This is a genomic window from Pseudonocardia sulfidoxydans NBRC 16205, assembly GCF_007989085.1.
GTDB classification, from domain to species: domain Bacteria; phylum Actinomycetota; class Actinomycetes; order Mycobacteriales; family Pseudonocardiaceae; genus Pseudonocardia; species Pseudonocardia sulfidoxydans.
Genome location: NZ_BJVJ01000004.1, coordinates 17,377 through 37,018, shown reverse-complemented (window position 1 = coordinate 37,018; position 19,642 = coordinate 17,377). Strand labels below are relative to the sequence as shown.

The following is a 19,642-nucleotide window of genomic DNA, read 5'->3' as shown; positions in this document are numbered from 1 at the left end:
CACAGGCGCGCGGGCCGCCACGTGCCGCCTCATGGTCACAGATCTGGTCACAAGCCCCAACGCAGAAGGCCCCCGGACAATGTCCGGGGGCCTTCTGACCTTTGTAGCGGGGGTAGGATTCGAACCTACGACCTCTGGGTTATGAGCCCAGCGAGCTACCGAGCTGCTCCACCCCGCGCCGTCACTGCGTCGTTCTCGTGCAGTGCTGTGTTGCTGTTGTAGGTAGAACAGTACACCCGCCGAAAGCAGTCCCGCACCCGGGGTGCAACCCGCTCCGACCTGCGACGACACCGCGCGGGGACCCGCCTACCGGGCCGAACGCCCCGTCGACGACTTCCGGTGTCTCCGGTCACACCTGTTGATCTTCCGCCGGAACGACGGACGCCCCGTCCGGCGGGATGCCGGACGGGGCGTCGGTCGGTGCTGCGTCAGCCGCCCTGGGCGGCCTGGAACTTCTTGACGGCGGCGTCGAGCGCGGCGAGCGCCTGACCCTGCCCCTGGAAGTCCCCGGACTGCTGAGCCGACTTGAGCTGGTTCAGCGCCTGGGAGATCTCGGCGGCCGCGGCCGTGGCCGCCGGGTTGGAGCCGCCACCCGCGCCCGGGTTGGGCGGCGGGTTGGTGCCCGTGTCGGTCGGCGGCGGGTTGCCTCCGCCGCCCTGGGTCACGCCGCCACCGGCGCCGGCACCGAAGACCTGGTCGAGCGCGGTGGCGAGGTTGGCGTCGTAGCCGACCCTGCCGCCGTAGCTCACGAGGACTCTGGCCAGCTGCGGGTAGGAGGAGTCCTGCCCGGCTCTCTCGATGTAGACCGGTTCGACGTAGAGCAGGCCGCCGGCGACGGGCAACGTCAGCAGGTTGCCGTAGTCGATCGTGGTCTGGTTCTGTCTCAGCAGGTTGAGCTCCTGCGACACGGTCGGTGAGCCGAGGAACTGCGCCTGCACCTGTTGCGGGCCGAGCGTCTGCGTGTCGGCGGGTAGCTGCAGGATCGTGATCTTGCCGTAGTTCTCCGGATCGGAGTCGGCCGTCATGTAGGCGGCGAGGAACTGTCTCTGCAGGCTCACCAGTGCGCTGGTGAGCTGGAACGACGCGCCCTCCTGGTTGGGCAGGCCCGCGAGCAGGTAGTACGGCGGCTGCGGCTCCTGGCCGGAGCCGGTGTTGCCCTGCACCGTCGGGTCGGAGGGGACGTCCCAGAACGACACGGTCGAGAAGAACTCGCCCGGGTCGGTGACGTGGTAGCGGGTCAGCAGCTGGCGCTGGACCTTGAACTGGTCCTCGGGGTACCGGAAGTGCTCGCGCAGCTCCGGGCTGATCGCCGAGCTGGGCTGCACGGTGCCGGGGAAGACCTTCTCCCACGTCTTGAGGACGGGGTCCTTGTCGTCGAACTCGTAGAGCGTGACGGTGCCGTCGTAGGCGTCGACGGTGGCCTTCACCGAGTTGCGCAGGTAGCTGACGTCGGTGTCGGGCAGGCGCTGGACGCCGCCCTGCAGGCTGTCGCGCGTGGCGTCGCCGAGGGGGACCTGCTGGGCGTAGGGGTACTGCTTGAGCGTCGTGTAGCCGTCGACGATCCATTGGATCTTGCCGTCGACGACGGCGGGGTACGGGTCACCGTCGACGGTCAGCCAGGGTGCGACGTTCTTGACGCGCTCCAGCGGGTCCCGATTGAAGATGATCTTCGACTCGTCGTTGATCGAGTCGTTGAACAGGATCCGGATCTCACCGTTGTCGACGGCGAAGACGAGCCGGTTGAAGAAGTTCCCGAGGGAGACGCCGCCCTTGCCGGTGTAGGTGTACTGGTGGCTGTCGGAGTCGTACTCGCGGGCAGCGGCACCGGGCTCGGCGCCGACGATCGAGTAGTCCTTGATCAGCTCGCCGTAGTAGATGCGCGGCTGGGTGACGTCGATGGCGCCCTTGGTCGAGGTGTCGCTGACGGTGAACTCGGGCAGGCCACCGCGGCCACCGGTGTCCTCGAGCGCGGCGTTGACCTTGTTGGCCGGTGCGGCGACGAACCCGTTGCCGTGGGTGTAGACGAGGTGGCGGTTGATCCAGTCGGTCTGGTTGCCGACGAGGCCGCTGCTGTCGAGCTCGCGGGCCGCGACGACGTAGTCCTGGGTCTGGTTGTTGACGGTGTAGCGGTCGATGTCGAGCTTGTCCGGGAAGCCGTAGAAGTTCCTGCGCTGCTGGAGCTGGGTGAAGGTCTTGGTCAGCTTCGCCGGGTCGAGCAGCCGGATGTTCGGGATGGTCGACGTGTCGGCGCGCACCGCGGCCGGGGTCGCCGTCGACGTTCCGGAGTAGGGCTCGATGGTCACCTTGTCGTCGGTGAGCCCGAACGCTTGTTGGGTGGCCTCGATGTTGCGGGAGATCGAGAGTGCCTCGCGCTCGTTGGCGTTGGGGCCGACGACGAACTGCTGCAGGATCGCGGGCCACGCGGCGCCGACGAGGACGCTGGACAGCACGAGCAGCACCAGCGCGATGGCGGGGAGCTGCAGGTTGCGCCGGAAGATCGACACGAAGAACGCGATGGCGCAGATCAGCGAGATGAACAGCAGGATGAGCTTGGCCGGCATCACCGCGTTGAGGTCGGTGTAGGTGGCGCCGTTGAAGTTCGGGTTGCGGTCGGAGAACAGCAGCTCGTAGCGGTCGAAGAAGTAGGCGAGCGCCTTGAGCAGCACGAACACCCCGGCGAGCGACGCGAGGTGGGCGCGCGCGGCCGAGGAGATCTGGCCGGAGCGGCCGGCGAGGCGGATGCCGCCGAAGAGGTAGTGGGTGATCAGCGCGGCGACGAAGGAGAGGGCGACGCCGACCATGACCCAGTCGAGCAGGAGCCGGTAGAACGGCAGGTCGAACGTGTAGAAGCTGACGTCCTTGCCGAACTGCGGGTCGGTGATCCCGAACGACGTGCCGTGCAGGAACATCTGCACGGTCTGCCAGTCGCCCTGCGCGGCCAGCCCCGCGATGAGGCCGACGACGACCGGGATGGCGATGGCGAAGAGCCGCAGCCGCTGGATGATCACCGTGCGGTAGCGGGCGATCGGGTCCTCGGGGCCGGACACGGGCACGAACACCGGCCGGAACCGGTACGCGAGCCACATCGACAGCCAGACGAGCCCGCCGATCAGCAGGCCTCCGAGCACGAACTGGACGGTGCGGGTGAACAGCACCGTCGAGAAGACCGACCGGAAGCCGACCTCCCCGTACCACAGCCAGTTGACGTAGAAGTCGATCAGTCGGGAGCCGCCCAGGAACAGCACGACCACGATCGCCGCGATGATGAGCAGGATCCGGGGGCGGCGAGGTATCGATGGCACCGCCGCTGGGGGCCGTGTGGCCACGGGTCACGCTCCTGACGTCGTAAGGCGAACTGCCGCGGGCGCGCGCCGGCCACCATAGGCCGCGACAACGCGAGAGTCGCCGGCAGCCGCACGGACGGCGCGCCCTGACGTGCCAACTCTACGGAAGGGGCGTGTGGTTCCCGTTGCGCGGGCCACGTTGGCAAATCGTGACAATTCGGATCTGCGCCCCGACGGCGGCGTTCACCCCCTCCGGCCGGGCCACGGGTGCCCGTCGGTGGCGACGTCGGTGGCGACGTCCGTGGCGACGCTGTGCGCGAACAGCGACGATCCACATCCCCGGGGGTGGCGGGCCCGCGTACCGTGGTGACATGAGTGACGTCCCCTTCGGCTTCGGACCGCAAGACCGCGACAAGGACCGCGACCGGCCGGGCGACGGCGAGGGCTCCGAGCCCAAGGGGCCCCAGGACCCGTTCGGTTTCGGCAACCTCCCGGGCATGCCGCCCGGTGGCATGCCCGGCGGGTTCCCGGGGATGCCCGGCGCGGGTGGCCCCGGCGGCTTCGACATGAGCCAGCTCGGCCAGATGCTCACCCAGCTCGGGCAGATGCTCAGCCACGCCCAGAGCGGCGCGCCCGGCGACGGCCCGGTCAACTACGACCTCGCGGCCCAGATCGCGACGCAGGCGTTGGCGCAGAAGACGTCGTCGCTCACCGACGGGCAGCGCAGCGCCGTCCGCGACGCGGTGGCGCTGGCCCAGCTGTGGCTCGACGAGGCGACCGAGTTCCCGGCGGCGTCGTCGGAGGCCGTCGCGTGGACGCCCACCGACTGGGTGAAGTCGAGCATGCCGACGTGGAAGCGCATGTGCGATCCCGTCGCGCGGCGGGTGTCGAGCGCCTGGGTGGAGGGTCTGCCGGAGCAGGCCAAGCAGGCGGCCGGACCGATGCTCGCGATGGTCGGGCAGATGGGCGGGCTCGCGTTCGGCAGCCAGCTGGGCAACGGCCTGGGCGAGCTCGCCGCCGAGGTGCTCACCTCCACCGACATCGGCTTCCCGGTCGGCTCGTCGGGCGCGGCGGCGCTGCTGCCCGAGGCGATCGAGAAGTTCACCGAGGGCCTCGACCGGCCGGCCAACGAGGTCATGATCTTCCTGGCCGCCCGTGAGGCCGCGCACCAGCGGCTGTTCACGCACGTGCCGTGGCTCCGGGAGCGGCTGCTCGGCGCGGTGGAGCAGTACGCGCAGGGCATCTCCGTCGACACGTCGCGGATCGAGGAGCTGGCCTCGTCGATCGACCCGTCCAACCCGGAGTCGATCCAGGAAGCCATGCAGGGCGGCATGTTCGAGCCGCAGACGACGCCGGAGCAGAAGGCCGCGCTCGCGCGGCTGGAGACGCTGCTGGCGCTCGTCGAGGGCTGGGTCGACGCGGTCGTCGCGCAGGCCGTGGGTGATCGGCTGCCGGGTGCGGAGGCGCTGCGGGAGACGCTGCGGCGCCGGCGCGCGTCGGGTGGGCCCGCGGAGCAGGCGTTCGCGACGGTCGTGGGGCTGGAGCTGCGGCCCCGGCGGCTGCGGGCGGCCGCCGAGCTGTGGAAGCTGCTGGGTGAGCAGCGCGGGACCGAGGGTCGCGACGCGCTGTGGGCCCACCCCGACCTCGTCCCCACCGCCGACGACCTCGACGACCCGGCCGGTTTCGTCGCCGGTGCCGACGACTCGGACCCGATCGCGGAGATCGAGCGTCAGTTCCAGCGCGACCGCGAGAACGACGCGGCGATGGATGCGGCCAAGGAGGCCGCGGAGCGTCGCGAGGCGGCCCAGCGGGAGCAGGACGCGGCGCCGGGCGAGAAGGACGCCGGCACGGACGACGAGAAGCCCACCGAGGACTGACCCGGGTCCCGCGGCGGCGCGTCAGCCCGCCGCGGGCTCCCCCGCGTCGTCGATCGCCGCGATGCCCTCGAGCCCGCCGACGTCCCCGTCGAGTTCGCCGTCGGGCTCGGTGTCGGTCGCGTCGTCGCCGTCGGTGCCGACGAACCCGAGTCCCGCCGCCGCGGAAAGCCCCTCCAGGTAGCCGATGGCGCGTTCGGTGCGCGGGTAGCGGCGCACCAGCTCCCAGAACTGGTCGTCGTGCCCGGGCACCAGCAGGTGCGCCAGCTCGTGGACCAGCACGTAGTCGACGACCCAGCCCGGCACGTCGCGCAGCCGCTCGCTGACGCGGATCGTGCCGTCGACAGGGGTGCACGACGCCCACCGGGTGCGCATCGGCGCGACCCAGCGCACCGACGTCGGCACCGCGTCGGGGCCGAGGTAGCGCCGGGACAGCTCGAGACTGCGCCGCAGCAACGCGTCGTTGCCCGTGCGCGCCGGTGAGCGACGTCTGGCCTCGCTGCGTTCGAGGCGGCGGACCATCTCGTCCACCCAGCGTCGTTCCTCGGACTCGCTCATCCAACCCGGGATGAAGACGATGACTGTGTCGCCTTCTCGCCGAGCGCTCACCATCCGCCGACGCCGGTCGCTCCTCCGGACCTCGACGGCTGAGGGTCCCGCCATGCCGGAAGTCTATGCCCGACGCGACCGGTCGGCCGCACGTCGGCGGTACCCGCGCGGGTCGCACCCGCAACGAGCAGCGCGGATCCGGCCCCCGCGGAGGGGTCGTGGCGTCACCATCAGGCTCGTGACCTCACACGAGCTGCCCGCCGTTCTCGTCGTCGACCCCCACAGGCCGTTGCTGGAACGCGGGCCCGGCACCCGCGTCGTCGGGCTCGCGCCGGGGACCGCGGTCGTCGTCGACGAGCTGACCCCTCCCCTGGCGGCGCTGCTCGACGAGCTGACGCTTCCCGCCCGCCGCGACCGGGTGCTGGCCCGCGCGGTCGCGGCGGGCGCTGATCCGGGCGAGGCCGTCGCGATGGTCGTCGACCTGCTGGCGTGCGGGGCCGTCGTCGACGCCGACGGGACCGAACGGACGGCACGCCGGCGTGCGGGGGCGGTCGTGCGGGTCCAGGGCGACGGCGCGATCGCGGTCGGCGTGGGGTGCGGGCTGGCGGCCGCCGGGGTGGGGACGGTCGAGGTCGCGGCGGCGGGCGTCGTCGAACGTGAGGACGTCGGCACCGGCTACCTCGACGAGGACCGGGGCCGGTCCCGCGCGGCCGCCGCGGCGGACGCGATGCGCCGGGTGGCGCCCGGTGTGCGGACGCGGCTGCCCGCCCGTTTCACCCCGGATCTGGTGGTGCTCGCCGACGCGGCCGCCTCCGACCCCGTCACGGTCCGTGGCCTGGTGGCGACGGGTGTCGCGCACCTGCAGGCCCGGACCCGGGACGGGAACGGCGTCGTCGGGCCGCTGGTGCTACCCGGGCGCAGCGCGTGCCTGGAGTGCCTCGACCGCCACCGCGCCGACCGTGACCCGGAGTGGGGACGGCTCGCGCCGCGCCTCGCCCGGCTGCGCGCGGCCGCCGACGCCCCGACGGTCGTCGCCACGATCGGCATGGCGACCGCGCAGGCGCTCGCAGTGACCGACGGCACCGTCGCCCCTCCGGCGGCCCTCGGCGCGACCGTCGAGATCGACGTCGCGGCCGCCGTCACCGCACGTCGTCGCTGGTCACGGCATCCCGGCTGCCCCTGCTCCGGAGGGGGTGCCCGTCTCGCCTCGGGGCCCGAGCACCTGGCGCGCCGGATCGTGGAATGCACGCCGGGCGCTTCGCGGGGGACAATCGAGGAGTGACCGACATCCCCCGCCGGACCGTGTCCCGGACCGCGAAGCTCGCCGGGCTCCCGCTCGGCGTCGCCGGGCGGGCCGCAGCGGGCTGGGGCCGCCGGCTCGTGGGCGGCGACGCCGACCAGATCTCCGCGCAGCTCATGGCCAAGAGTGCCGAGCAGTTGTTCGCCGTCCTCGGCGAGCTCAAGGGCGGCGCGATGAAGTTCGGTCAGGCACTGAGCGTGTTCGAGGCGGCCGTCCCCGAGGAGTTCGCCGAGCCCTACCGCGAGGCGCTGACGAAGCTGCAGTCGGCGGCACCTCCGATGCCGTTCGGCGAGGTGCAGCGGATGCTGTCCGAACAGTTCGGGCGCAACTGGCCCAGCCGCTTCCAGGACTTCGACGAGACCCCCGCCGCCGCGGCGAGCATCGGCCAGGTGCACCGGGCGGTGTGGCACGACGGGCGCGACGTCGCCGTCAAGGTCCAGTACCCGGGGGCCGAGGAGGCGGTGCTGTCGGACCTGCGGCAGCTGTCGCGGATGAGCCGGCTGCTGCAGCCCCTCGCGCCGGGCATGGAGATCAAGCCGCTCATCGAGGAGATGCGCGAGCGGATGGTCGAGGAGCTCGACTACCGCGACGAGGCCGACAACCAGCGCAGGTTCGCCGCCGAGTTCGACGGCGACGACAAGGTGCGGGTGCCCAAGGTCGTCGCGTCGGCACCGCGGGCGATGGTGACCGAATGGGTCACCGGGACCCCGATGTCGTCGATCATCCGCGGCGGCACGCAGGAGCGCCGCGACGAGGCGGGCGTCCTGCTGGCGGAGTTCCACTACTCGGCGCCCGCGCGGCTGGGGCTGCTGCACGCCGACCCGCACCCGGGCAACTTCCAGGTCGTCGACGACGGCCGGCTGCTCGTCCTCGACTTCGGTGCCGTCGCGCGGCTGCCCGAGGGGCTGCCCCGGCCCCTGACGATCATGACGCGCTACGCGCTGCAGCGGCGGCCCGCCGACCTCATGGAGCTGATGGTCGAGGAGGGGTTCGTCCGGGCGGACACGGCCGTGACCGCCGAGGAGGCGATGGCCTACCTGTCGCCGTTCACCGACCCGCTGGGCACGCCGACGTTCCGGTTCAGCCGGGAGTGGCTGCGCAGCCAGGCCGAACGGGTCGGCGACCTGCGCAGCCCCGAGTTCGACACCGGCCGGCTGCTGAACCTGCCGCCGCAGTACCTGCTGGTGCACCGGGTCACGCTCGGCACGCTGGGGATTCTCTGTCAGCTGGGCGCCGAGGTGCCGCTGCGCGGGATCGTGTCGCACTGGCAGCCCGAGCTGTTCGCCGACGACGACACCCCGGCCGCGGGGAGCTGACCCCAGGACGTGTCGACGCCCGCCCCCGACCGGATGGTCGTGAGGGCGGGCGTCGTCGCATCACCGCGCCGGTAGCAGGAGCGCGGTGGGCCCGCGGGTCAGCAGGCGGCGGCGCGGGCGCGTTCTGCGCTGCGCCGGGCGCGCTGCTCGGCGTATCGAGCCAGCTTCGCCCAGCGTCGGCCCGCGGCGACGGAACGTACCAGCCGGTGACGGCGGGCTTGCTCCTCTGCCTCCTGCCTTCGCGATCGAGCCAGGGCTTCGTGGATCAGCATCGTGGTTCCCTCTGTGGTTCCGGCCGGTCGCCGGGGGTCGGTCACGGGCTGTGGGGACACGGCGGCTGCCGGCTGGAGGTCGTTCATCTCGGCTTCTCCTCTGTGATCGGGGGGTGCGGGGGTCGTACGAGGTGTTCGGTCAGGCGCCGACGGCCGCGTAGAACGTGCGGTCGCGCTCCAGGTCGGTCTTGCGGGGGCGGCCCCTCGGGCGCTTGCGCGGGATGACCGCGCCACGCTCGAAGATCTCCCCGCCCCAGACCCCCCAGGGCTCCTCACGGCTCTTCGCACCGGCCAGGCACTCGGCCTGGATCGGACACCCGCCGCACAACGTCTTGGCCTGCTCCAGCTGCAGCGGCGACTCGGCGAACCAGAGGTCCGCGTCGCCGGAACGGCAGGGCAGGTCCAGACCCGCGGCCGGGGCCGCGTCCAACAGCATCCCGACGCCGGAGGCGGTGTCGCCGCCTGCCAGGTCGGAGGTGACCGCTCCGGTGTCCGACGGAGCTGATCTCACTAGCACCACTACCTCCTGGTGAGAGATGTGATCGGTTCGAATTTCTTTGTGACACAACGAAAAGGGCCGCGGAGCCCAGGTGTGTGGGTTCCGCGGCCCTTGTCGACGAGACTCGGCCTGAGGGAGTCGATACCTACGTTCGGAAGCGACGCCCGGATGCGGACACACCTGTGCTGTTGTCGACGAGCTCCGGCAGCACGACGCGATCCACGACGCGCAGCTGGTGCTGCGGGTACGCTCGCGCGACGACGCCCTGCTCCGCGACACGCAGACGGGCACCACTGATGCGGGTGCCGGTGCAGGCGGAGGTGCCGAAGCCGCCGATCGTCATGATCGTGTTCACGGGGCACCTCCTTCTCGCGTCCAGGCGGTCCGACGGCGGGAGTTCTCCCGGCCGGTGTCGTCGACTGTAGAAGCGCCCCCGCGGGGCGCACAACCTATTTAAATGGTTGCGTGAAGAATCATCGCCGGTCGGCGACCAGGGCCAGGACGTCCGGGCCGTAGCGGTCGAGCTTGCGCGCCCCGATCCCGGGGATGCCGACGAGCGCGGCGACGTCGGACGGGCGGTGCTCGGCGATGGCCGCGAGCGTCGCGTCGGTGAACACGACATAGGCCGGGACCTGCTGTTCCTTCGCCGCTGCAGCCCTCCAGGCGCGCAGCCTGTCGAGCAGCTCCATGTCCACATCGGACGGACAGTCGCCGCAGCGGCGCATCTTCATCGCCTCGGCGCCCAGCAGCGGGGAGCCGCACACGCGGCAGCGCGGCTTGTGGCCGCTCGACCGGTCGGCCGCGATTCGCGACGCCGGGTGGTGGTCCGGGATGAGCCCGTGCAGGAACCGGCTGCGGCGGCGCTGACGGCCCTTCCCCGGCGCCCGGGTCAGCGCCCACGACAGCGCCAGCACCCGCCGCGCCCGCGTGATCCCGACGTACAGCAGCCGGCGCTCCTCCTCGATCGCGTCGTCGTCGCCCTCGGCGTGCTGGATCGGCAGCGTGCCGTCGACGAGCCCGACGAGGAACACGACGTCCCACTCCAGGCCCTTGGCCGCGTGCAACGAGGCGAGGGTGACGCCCTGGACCGTCGGCGGGTGCGCGGCGTCGGCGCGGGTCTCGAGCTCGGCGACGAACGCCGGCAGGTCGATGCCCTCGCGGACCGCGACGAGCTCCTCGGCCAGCCCCACCAGCGCGAGCAGCGACTCCCACTGGGTGCGGGCGCTCGCGCCCGCGGGCGGCTCGTCGGTCAGCCCGACCGGGGCGAGCAGGGTGCGGACGGCCGCGACCAGGTCGTCGCCACCCCGGTTCCCCGCCATCCGCAGCACGCTCACCGCGCGGCGGATCTCGGGCCGGCTGAAGAACCGCTCGCCGCCGCGGACCTGAAACGGGATGCCCGCGTCGGCCAGCGCCTGCTCGTAGGCCTCCGACTGGGCGTTGATCCGGAACAGGACGGCGACCTCGGCCGCGGGCGTGCCGTCGGCGATCAGCCTGCGGATGCGGCGGGCGACGGCGGCGGCCTCGGCGGGCTCGTCGTCGTGCTCGGTGAAGTCGGGGTCCGGGCCGGGCGGCAGCTGCCCCTCCAGCCGCAGCCGCGAGCCGGCGACGCGCCCGCGGGTCGCCGAGATCAGCGTGTTCGCCGCGGCGACGACCTGCGGCGTCGACCGGTAGTCGCGCTGCAACCGGACCACGACGGCCTCGGGGAACCGCCGCGGGAACTCCAGCAGGTGCCTCGGCGTCGCCCCCGCGAACGTGTAGATCGTCTGGTTGGCGTCGCCGACGACGGTCAGGTCGTCCCGGTCGCCCAGCCACGCGTCGAGCACCCGCTGCTGCAGGGCCGTGACGTCCTGGTACTCGTCGACGACGAAGCAGCGGTACCGGTCGCGGAACTCCTCGGCGACGACCGCGTGCTCCTCCAACGCGGCCGCCGTGTGCAGCAGCAGGTCGTCGAAGTCGAGCATCTCGGCCCGGTTCTTCAGCTCCTCGTACTGCGCGTAGACCGCGGCGACCTGCTCGGCCGGACCGGGGGTGTCGCGGCGCAGCCGGGCCACCGCCGCCGGGTACTCGGCCGGGGTGATCAGGCTCGACTTGGCCCACTCGATCTCGGTCGTCAAATCGCGCACCGAGTCCTGGTCGGTGCCCGCCTTCGCCCGCACCGCGGCCTGCCCGACGGCGCGCAGCTTGTGCTCGATCAGCTGCCACTGCCGGTCGCCGACGACCCGCGGCCAGAAGTAGCGCAGCTGCCGCAACGCCGCCGCGTGGAACGTGCGCGCCTGCACCCCACCCGCGCCCAGCGCCCGCAGCCGGGTGCGCAGCTCCCCCGCCGCCCGCGCGGTGAACGTGACCGCGAGGACCTGCCCCGGCGCCACGTGCCCGGTGCCGACGAGGTGCGCGATCCGCCGCGTGATCGTCCGCGTCTTGCCCGTGCCCGCGCCCGCGAGCACACAGACCGGACCGCGCGGAGCGGTGACCGCCGCCAGCTGCTCCTCGTCGAGTGCGTGCAACGGATCAGCGGTCACGTCGGCCATCCTCGCAAAGAGCCCCGACAGCTCCGGCGGGGCGGTGAGGCGGGGCACAGGGGACGGACGGAAGCAATGTCGCGGACGCGCTGTTGACCAGGGCATGGCCCAGCTGACGATGTACTCCACCCAGTGGTGCGGTTACTGCCGCCGCCTCAAGCTGCAGCTCGACGAGTCGGGCATCGAGTACAAGGAGATCGACATCGAGCGCAACGCCGACGCCGCGCGCTTCGTCGAAGGTGTCAACGGCGGCAACCGTACCGTCCCCACGATCCTGTTCCCGGACGAGACCACCGCGACCAACCCGTCGCTGGCGCAGGTCAAGGCCAAGTTGGACGTGCCGGCCGCCTGACCGGCACGCCGCGGCGCGGCGGCGCGTGCTCAGTCCCGCGCCGCCCACGCCTCCAGCATCGAGCGCGCGATCGACACCCGGCCCGGCAGCAGCACGACCCTGCGGTCCCCGACGTCGGGGCTGCCCGCCCAGTCGCCCCGTGACAGGCCCTCGCGCAGCTCCTCGCGGGTGACCCACACCGCGTCCTCGATCTCGCCGTCCGCGGGCACCAGCGGCTGCGCCGGATCGGCGACCGCCTGGAACCCCACCATCAGCGACCGTGGGAACGGCCACGCCTGGCTGCCCAGGTAGCCGATGTCGGTGACGACGACACCCACCTCCTCGGCGATCTCCCGGGCGACGCACGCCTCCAGCGACTCCCCCGCCTCGACGAAACCCGCCAACACCGAGAACCGGCCGGGCGGCCACACCGGCTGGCGTGCCAGCAGCACGCGGTCGGCGCCGTCGTGCACCAGGCAGATCACCGCCGGGTCGGTGCGCGGGTACTCCTCGTGGCCGTTGGCCTCGCAGCGCCGGACCCAGCCGCCGTTGTGGGTGTGGGTCGGCGACCCGTCGCGCGCGCAGAAGCGGGCGTTGTCGTGCCAGCTCAGCGACGCCACCGCCGTGGTGAGCAGGCCGGCGCCGAGCGCGTCGAGCTCCGCGCCCACGGCCCGCAGGTCGGCCCACTCGGCCGGGTCGTCGCCCGCCACGAGGTCGGGCCGGCCGCGCACCGCCCAGTAGGCGACGCCCTCGGCCTCGCCCAGCAGGACCGCGCCCTCCGGCGGGGCGTCACCCGCGGACGGTCGCGTCCGCAGCGTCACCCCCGAGCCCGCGGCGGCGTCCCACGCCGCCGCGTCGCCCTCGCGGAACACGGCCTCGGGTGCAGAGTCCCAGCTGACCGGGGTGCGGCCCTTGTCGTCGACGACCACGATCCGCGCCGACGACCAGCCCGCCAGCTGGCGCGCCGTGTCGGTGCGCAGCGGCTCGTCGCGCAGCGCGGCGGCCCGGGACAGGACCGGCGGGTGCGGAAGCTCGAAACCGGTGCTCACGGGCCGGTGATCCCGCCGAGCGCGCGGACGCTGTCGCCGATGACGTCGGCGTCGCCCACCACCACCCCGGTGAACGTCGACGGCGCGAAGAACGCCAGCGCCGCCGCGGCCACCTCGTCGGCGGTCACCGCCGTGAGCCTCCCGGGATGGGCCCGCAGCCAGTCGACGTCGAGACCGTCGGCGGCCAGCGAGGTGAGCGTCCCGGCGAGTCCGCCCTGGCTGTCGAGCGAGATCAGCAGCGAGCCGATCGCGTACGCGCGGGCCGCCTCGACCTCCTCGGGCGTCGGCGGCACCGCGACCATCCGGCCCAGCTCGTAGCGGGTCTCCAGCAGCGCGGCGGCCGTGACGTCGCTGGCGACGTCGGTCTCCACCCCCAGCAGCGACCCGCCCGGCACGAACTCCATCCCCGAGTGGGCGCCGTAGGTGTAGCCCTTGTCCTCGCGGATGTTCTCCATCCAGCGCGACGAGAAGTAGCCGCCGAACACGAGGTTGGCCAGCTGCAGCGCGGCGTAGCCGTCGTCGTCGCGGCGCAGCGCCCGGCCCGACAGGCGCAGCTGCGACTGCACCGACCCCGGCCGGTGCACCAGCAGCAGGTCGCCCGGGGCGGGCAGCGGCGGCGCGTCGAGCTCGTAGGCGTCGTGGTCGGCCGTCCAGCCGGCCAGCGCCTCGCCGACCTGCGCGATCGCCGTCTCCGGGTCGATGTCGCCGACGAGGGTCAGGATCGCCCCGCCCGGGACCAGCGACGCGGCCTGCAGCGCGCGGACCTGCTCGGCGGTGACGGCGGCGACCTCCTCGGCCCCCGGCATCTCCCTGGTGATCGGGTGGTCGCCGAACCGCTTGCGCTGCAACGCCTCCCGCGCGATCGTCCGCGGCTGCGCGCGGGCCACCGCGATCCGCTCGGCCAGCCGCTCCCGCTCGCGCGCCACCTCACCGTCGGGGTGCGTGGCCGAGGTGAGGACGTCGGCGAGGACGCCCAGCACCCGCGGCAGCCCGTCGGCCAGGCCCGACCCGCCGACGGACAACCGCTCGGGGTCGACGCTCACGCCCAGGTCGGCGCCCACGGCGGCCAGTTCGTCGTCGATCTCGACGCGGTCGCGGCTCGCGGTGCCGGTGAGCAGCGTCGACGACAACAGCTCCCCCACCGCCGGGTGGTCCGGCGTGCGCCCCGCGAACGGCACACGCATGCGCACCTCGACCATCGGCACACCTGGCCGGTGCGCGGCCAGCACCCGCAGCCCGTTCGGCAGCGTCCGCTCGACGACGTCGGGCAGCGGCACCTCGCGCGTCTCACCGAGAGCGGGCAGTGCCCGCGGCCCGGCGGCGGTGCGGCCGATCTCCTCGGCGGTGCGGTGCGTCGTCACGGCGGTCACGCGTCGTCCTCCTGCTGGGTTGCGGGCTCGACCAGCAGCACGCCGCGGCCGGCGCCCCGCAGCGCGCCCGCGGCCCCCGCGACCTGGGCAGGGGTCAGCGCGGCGAGCCGGTCGGTCAGCTCCAGGGTGATCTCGGCGCGGCCGTAGAGCAGCTCACGCGCGCCCAGGCCGAGCATCCGGTACATCACGCGGTCGTTCTCCTGGTGCAGCGCGGCCGACCAGCGCGCCACCTGCCGTGCCAGCTCGTCGGGGCTCGGCGGCGTCGCCGCCAGCTTCTCCAGCTCCTCGTCGACCGCCCCGACGACCCGGTCGGGCTCGACCGCCGCCGGGTGCACCGCGGTGACGGTGAAGGTGTCGGGGTCACGCGCGTCGAGCGAGCCCATCAGCCCGGCGCTCGCCGACACGTCGGTGACCAGCCCGTCGGCGTGCACGAGCCGGCGCTCCAGCCGGGCCGCCTCGCCGTCGCCCAGCACCGACGCCAGCAGGACGTGCGCGAGATAGCCGTCGAGATCCGTTGCCGGGTCGGGCATCCGGAAGCCCATCGCCAGCGCGGGCAGCGGCGCGTGCGCGTCCGGCACCGCCTGGCGGCGCTCCGCACCCGGCAGCGGCTCGGCGAAGCTCGGCCGCACCGGCGTCGGACGGGCCGGGATGTCGCCGAAGTGCTTGTCCACCAATGCCATCGTGGTGTCGACGTCGATCGGGCCGGCCACCGTCAGCTGGGCGTTGCCCGGCGCGTAGAAGGTGTCGAAGAAGCCCGCCGCGTCGTCGAGGCTCGCTTGCTCCAGCTCGGAGAAGTCGCCGTAACCGTTGTGCGCGTTGGGGAACGTGTCGTAGAGGACCGGCGGCAGCAGGATCCAGGGGAACCCGCCGTAGGGCCGGTTGAGCACGTTGAGCCGGATCTCCTCCTTGACGACGTCGACCTGGTTGCGCAGGTTCTCCTCGGTGAGCTTGGGCGCGCGCAACCGGTCGGCCTCGAGGAACAACGCCCGCTCGAGCGCCGCCGCCGGGAGGACCTCGAAGTAGTCGGTGTAGTCCTGGTGGGTCGAGCCGTTGAACACACCGCCGGAGCCCTGGACGTGGCGGAAGTGCGCCAGCTTCTCCAGGCTCTCGCTGCCCTGGAACATCAGGTGCTCGAACAGGTGCGCGAACCCGGTGCGCCCCTCCGGTTCCGAGCGGAACCCGACGTCGACGTGCACGGCAACCCCGACGACCGGCGTCGCGGGATCGGGGACGAGCAGCACACGCAGCCCGTTGGGCAGCGTCGCGCGGTGGAGTTCGATCGACACGAGGCTGACCCTAACCCTCGACCCCGACACGCGCCGTCACTCCCGGGTGGCGGTCAGTGCGACCGTCCGCTCCGTCCCCCCCGACCGGTACGTGAGGCTGACGTCGGGCTGCCCCGCGCGGACCTGCAACTCGGCGACGGTCAACTGGTCGGCGCTGACGGCGGGGCTGCCCGCGATGCCCGTGACGATGTCGCCCACCGCAATACCCGCCTGCGCCGCGGGGCTCCCCGCGGCGACCGAGACGACGGCGAGCCCCGCCGGCAGCCCGATCCGCTCGGCGAGCCCCGGCGGCACCGCACGCAAGGTCAGCCCGACCGTGTAGTGGGTGACGGTGCCCGTCTCGATCAGCTCGTCGGCGATCGGCATCGCGACGTCGGCACCGATCGCGAAGCCCAGACCCACACTTCCGCCGCCGGCCTGGCCCGCCTCGTTCGGCACGGTGGCGATCGCGGTGTTGATCCCGACGAGCCGGGCCTCACAGTCCACCAGCGCGCCGCCGCTGTTGCCGGGGTTGATCGCCGCGTCGGTCTGCACGGCGTTGAAGAGGTGGGCCGTGCCGCCCGCGTCCGCGGGAAGCTGCATCTGCCGGTCGAGCGCGCTGACGATGCCCGCCGTCACCGTCCCCGCCAGGCCCAGCGGCGCGCCGAGGGCGACGACCGGCTGGCCGACGACGAGGTCCTGCGAGCGCCCGACCTGGATCACCGGCAGCCCGGAGTCGCCGTTCGCCTGCACCACCGCCAGGTCGGTGAGCGGGTCACGGCCCACGATCCGCGCCGGCGCGGATGCCCCGTTGCTGTAGAGGATCTGCACCGAGCCGCCGCCCGCCCCGGCCGACACGACATGGTCGTTGGTCAGCACGTAGCCCCCCGTGCGCACGATCTCCCCCGAGCCCGACCCGCCCGGAGCGCCCGAAGGCATCGTCACCACGAGCGTCACGACCGACGGCATCCCCACGTCGGACACCCGGCGCGCGTCGCAGGCGGTCGCGGGACCGGACGTCGCCCGAACGACGAAGCCCCCGACGACCCCGCCCGCGACCGCGGCGAGCAGCAGCGCCAGCGTGAGGACGAGCGGGCGTTGCAGCGGCGGACGCCGCACGGGTGCGGGCTCGTTCGTCATGGGTGCGCTCCACTCTCGGCCGGGCGACGGGTGTCCACTGCAGACTCTGGCCGATCCGCGGCCATCCGTCGTCGGCCGATACGGGTAGAGGATCTCCGCACTCGCCGTCGTTCGCCGCCTCCGACGGCGACCGGCCGGGCGTTTCTAGGAGCGCGGCGGGAGGACCACGAACTGGCGCAGCGCCAGGTCCGGGTAGGTGACCGGGCCGCGGGGGCCCGGGGTGCGGTCGACGTTGATCCCCGTCTCCGGCAGGCCGAGCAGCTTGTAACCGTCGAGCAGCCGGGTCGTCGTGTTCCAGAAGACGCCGGTGCCGGTGTAGGCGTCGATGAACGCGGTCGCCGCGTCCTCGTCGCGCGCGCACACCGTGGCGGCCAGGCCGCTGGTCTCGCGGGCGGCGGTGTGCGCGGCGTCGACCGCGCCGTCGACGGGCTGGACCGTCACGTGCGACTCGTTGCCCGAGTCGAGCGCCCACTCGTGGCCGAGCTGGTGCTCGTGCGGGGGCCGGCTCAGCTCGATCCCCTTGTCCGACAGGACCTTCTCCGCGACGGGGAGGAGCGCGTCGTAGACCGGGCGGTCGATGAGCAGGAGGTTGAGCCGGTTGCAGACGCCGAGCCGGTCGGTGCTCGCCGCCACGAGCCGGGTGACCTGCTCCGGGTCGGCGGTGGCGTCGAGGTAGAGCACCCCGCCGCCGTCGGCGTGGGCCAGGATGCGGGTGCCGGCGGTCGCGCCGAGCGCGGACAGCCGCCGGGTGACCTCGCCGCTGCCGCGCACGACGACCAGGGGCACGAGGTCGGGGAGCCCGACGAGGGCGTCGGCGCCGGCGTGGCCGGGCGTCGGGACGAGCTGGACGGCGGCGGGCGGGACGCCGTTGGCCTCCAGCGCGGGGGCGATGACCTGCTCGACGAGCGCGGTCGCGCTGCCGAGGGCCGCGGCCCCGGTGCGCAGGACGGCGGCGCTGCGCGCCTTGAGGACCTGGGACGCGACGTCGACGGTCACGTTGGGGCGGGCCTCGAACACCGCGCCGATGACGCCGACGGGGATGCGCCGCTCGAACACGCGCTCACCGGTCGGCAGGGTGCGGACCTCGCGCTCGGTGGGCGGCTCGGGGGTGTCGGCGAGGACCTCGAGCTGGACGGCCATGTCGGCCAGGCGTTCCGGGGTGAGGGTGAGCCGGTCGAGCAGGCCCGCGGCCATCCCGCCCCGGCGTGCGGCGTCGACGTCGGCGCCGTTGGCGGCCAACAGGACCCCGGAGCGGTCGCGCAGCAGGGCGGCGCCCTCGCGCAGGGCGGCGTCGATGGCCGGGCCGCCGGCCGAGCGGACTCCCGGTGCGGCCGCGGCGGCACGCTCGGCGGCGGCGCGGACGGCGGCGAACTCGGGGGCGGTAGGAGTCGTGCTCACGATCCGGAACGGTACCCGGCTGCCTGCGCGGGGCTCGTGAGTGGCAATAGTCGCTATAGCGACTATTGCCACTCACAGGGGTTCGGCGAACACCACCACGTTGTCGTCGTAGCTGCGGGTCGTGGAGTCGAAGCGGCCACCGCAGGTGATCAGGACGAGGCGGGCAGCGCCGTCGCGGGCGAACAGGTCGGGCGGGAGCTCGGCCTTGCGGTACTCGCGGCGGGCGACGACGTCGTAGGCGACGTCCCGGCCGTCGTCGCCGCGCAGGGTGATCCGCTCGCCGACGCCCAGCTCGCGCAGCACGGCGAAGGCGCCCAGGCCCAGCAGCCGGGAGTCGACGTGCCCCGCCAGCACGACCGATCCCGAACCCGAGCCGGGCAGCGCGCCGGGTGACCACCAGCCGACCGTCGACGGCTCGTCGGGAAGGGTGAGCGACCCGTCGAGGGCCGTCGAGACGGGGACGACGGGAACGTCGACGCCGCGGATCGTCACCGTCGCCGGGGCGAGGCCCGGGGCGACCGGCGACCCGTGCGCGGGACCGGCGACCGGGACCGTCCCGATGTCGTGGGGTGGTCGCAGCGCGAGCACCAGTACGCCCGCCACGAGGCAGACCGCCCCCAGGATCGCGACCCACCGCCGGACCCGCCCCGCGACGGGCCCGGCGGAGGGGGACGTCATCAGACCTGGCGACGACGCCACAGGCCGGCGCCCGCGAGGAGGACCGCGCCGCCGCCGATGAGCGCGACCGGCAGGACGTCGTCGGACGACTCGGCCTGGCCGCCGGTGCCCGCGTTCACCGAGCGGGGGACGGCCGAGCCGGCGGACGTCGACGCCGAGGTCAGCTTGGTCTTCAGCGCGTCGAGCTTCGCGAGCGCGTCCTGCGCGGCCTGCTTGGCCTCCGGGGAGGCGTCGGGGTCGTTCAGGATCGCGTTCGCCGCGTCCCGGGCCTGCTGCTCCATGTCGAGCGCGGCGCGCAGCCAGGCCTGGTCGAACGGCTGGCCGTTGCGGGCCTGCAGGTCGTCGATGACCTGCTGCTGCGCCGAGGTGAGGCCGTCGGTCAGGGCAACGCCCTGGGCGCTGGCCTGATCGCGGATCGCCTGGTCGAGGGCCTGGCCGTTGGAGGTCACGTCGGGCGCGAGGCCCTTGACCTGGTCGCCGTCGCCCTGGCTGGTGCCGAGGCCGCCGAGCGCGATGAGGGCCAGCGCGCCCTGGTGGGCCTGGCCGAACGCGGCGCGCTGCGCCTCGGTGGCCTGGCCGCCCGCCCCAGGCTGGGCCGACGCGGCCGGCGGCGGCGTGGCGCCGGGGGCAGGCGCGTCGGCGTCGGTGCCCGAGGAACAGGCCGCGGCGCTCACGAGGGCGAGGCCTGCGATCAGGGTTCCGGCGGCGATGCGGCCGCTGCGGTGGCTCATGAGCGGGCTCCATGTTCGGGTCGGCGGATGGTTCGTCGCGGCAATACTCCATCCGGCGTAACGCCCG

General features: G+C 73.4%; 16 protein-coding genes and 1 tRNA gene. 4 read left to right on the top strand and 13 right to left on the bottom strand.

The features are described from left to right. Positions 1–104: 104 nt before the first annotated feature. Positions 105–178: transfer RNA gene (locus PSU4_RS03170), tRNA-Met, on the bottom strand. Between the two features lie 250 nt (positions 179–428). After that, positions 429–3,326 carry a UPF0182 family protein gene (locus tag PSU4_RS03165; protein ID WP_147102428.1) on the bottom strand — a complete coding sequence of 966 codons (2,898 nt, stop codon included), beginning with the start codon at positions 3,324–3,326 and terminating at the stop codon, positions 429–431. 329 nt (positions 3,327–3,655) lie between these two features. Here PSU4_RS03165 and PSU4_RS03160 point away from each other — a divergent pair, with 329 nt between their 5' ends. Then, the gene (locus PSU4_RS03160; RefSeq protein ID WP_147102427.1) at positions 3,656–5,161 is read left to right on the top strand and encodes a zinc-dependent metalloprotease; all 1,506 of its coding nucleotides are present in this window, start codon (positions 3,656–3,658) and stop codon (positions 5,159–5,161) included. A gap of 21 nt (positions 5,162–5,182) precedes the next feature. On the opposite strand, the gene PSU4_RS03155 is transcribed toward PSU4_RS03160, so the two are convergent. Beyond that, positions 5,183–5,716, bottom strand: a complete 534-nt coding sequence (locus tag PSU4_RS03155) for a M48 metallopeptidase family protein (RefSeq protein WP_307724766.1) — start codon at positions 5,714–5,716, stop codon at positions 5,183–5,185. 229 nt (positions 5,717–5,945) lie between these two features. Here PSU4_RS03155 and PSU4_RS03150 point away from each other — a divergent pair, with 229 nt between their 5' ends. Together PSU4_RS03150 and PSU4_RS03145 are read left to right on the top strand one after the other, a co-directional pair. Further along, positions 5,946–6,989 (top strand): TOMM precursor leader peptide-binding protein, encoded by a 1,044-nt coding sequence (locus PSU4_RS03150; protein ID WP_186816716.1) that lies wholly within the window; start codon positions 5,946–5,948, stop codon positions 6,987–6,989. Continuing rightward, positions 6,950–8,323 carry an ABC1 kinase family protein gene (locus PSU4_RS03145; protein ID WP_147102424.1) on the top strand — a complete coding sequence of 458 codons (1,374 nt, stop codon included), beginning with the start codon at positions 6,950–6,952 and terminating at the stop codon, positions 8,321–8,323. The genes PSU4_RS03150 and PSU4_RS03145 overlap by 40 nt, the downstream gene beginning before the upstream one ends. 411 nt (positions 8,324–8,734) lie before the next feature. Here PSU4_RS03145 and PSU4_RS03140 read toward each other — a convergent pair whose 3' ends face one another. The 3 genes from PSU4_RS03140 to PSU4_RS03130 form a co-directional block, all read right to left on the bottom strand. Further along, positions 8,735–9,031 carry a WhiB family transcriptional regulator gene (locus tag PSU4_RS03140; RefSeq protein ID WP_147102566.1) on the bottom strand — a complete coding sequence of 99 codons (297 nt, stop codon included), beginning with the start codon at positions 9,029–9,031 and terminating at the stop codon, positions 8,735–8,737. A gap of 208 nt (positions 9,032–9,239) precedes the next feature. Next, a complete protein-coding gene (locus PSU4_RS03135) occupies positions 9,240–9,449 on the bottom strand; it encodes a hypothetical protein (RefSeq protein ID WP_147102423.1) in 210 nt (69 codons plus the stop codon). A 118-nt stretch (positions 9,450–9,567) separates the two neighbouring features. Then, complete coding sequence (locus PSU4_RS03130) at positions 9,568–11,622, bottom strand: ATP-dependent DNA helicase UvrD2 (protein ID WP_147102422.1); 2,055 nt, start codon at positions 11,620–11,622, stop codon at positions 9,568–9,570. A 94-nt stretch (positions 11,623–11,716) separates the two neighbouring features. Between PSU4_RS03130 and PSU4_RS03125 the strand changes: the two genes are divergently transcribed. Then, a complete protein-coding gene (locus PSU4_RS03125) occupies positions 11,717–11,965 on the top strand; it encodes a mycoredoxin (protein WP_147102421.1) in 249 nt (82 codons plus the stop codon). 29 nt (positions 11,966–11,994) lie between these two features. On the opposite strand, the gene nudC is transcribed toward PSU4_RS03125, so the two are convergent. From nudC to PSU4_RS03090, 7 genes are all read right to left on the bottom strand, one after another. After that, a complete protein-coding gene (gene nudC, locus PSU4_RS03120) occupies positions 11,995–12,993 on the bottom strand; it encodes an NAD(+) diphosphatase (protein WP_147102420.1) in 999 nt (332 codons plus the stop codon). Continuing rightward, positions 12,990–14,363, bottom strand: a complete 1,374-nt coding sequence (locus PSU4_RS03115; RefSeq protein WP_147102419.1) for a M16 family metallopeptidase — start codon at positions 14,361–14,363, stop codon at positions 12,990–12,992. The genes nudC and PSU4_RS03115 overlap by 4 nt, the downstream gene beginning before the upstream one ends. Beyond that, positions 14,360–15,649 carry a M16 family metallopeptidase gene (locus tag PSU4_RS03110; RefSeq protein WP_186816715.1) on the bottom strand — a complete coding sequence of 430 codons (1,290 nt, stop codon included), beginning with the start codon at positions 15,647–15,649 and terminating at the stop codon, positions 14,360–14,362. The genes PSU4_RS03115 and PSU4_RS03110 overlap by 4 nt, the downstream gene beginning before the upstream one ends. A gap of 36 nt (positions 15,650–15,685) precedes the next feature. After that, a complete protein-coding gene (locus tag PSU4_RS03105) occupies positions 15,686–16,768 on the bottom strand; it encodes a S1C family serine protease (protein WP_222596151.1) in 1,083 nt (360 codons plus the stop codon). A 144-nt stretch (positions 16,769–16,912) separates the two neighbouring features. After that, the gene (locus tag PSU4_RS03100; protein WP_373866030.1) at positions 16,913–18,169 is read right to left on the bottom strand and encodes an aldehyde dehydrogenase family protein; all 1,257 of its coding nucleotides are present in this window, start codon (positions 18,167–18,169) and stop codon (positions 16,913–16,915) included. A 69-nt stretch (positions 18,170–18,238) separates the two neighbouring features. After that, entirely contained in the window at positions 18,239–18,844 is a 606-nt protein-coding gene (locus tag PSU4_RS03095) for a class F sortase (RefSeq protein WP_147102416.1), read from the bottom strand. Beyond that, positions 18,844–19,575, bottom strand: a complete 732-nt coding sequence (locus tag PSU4_RS03090; protein WP_147102415.1) for a DUF4142 domain-containing protein — start codon at positions 19,573–19,575, stop codon at positions 18,844–18,846. The genes PSU4_RS03095 and PSU4_RS03090 overlap by 1 nt, the downstream gene beginning before the upstream one ends. Positions 19,576–19,642 lie beyond the last annotated feature (67 nt).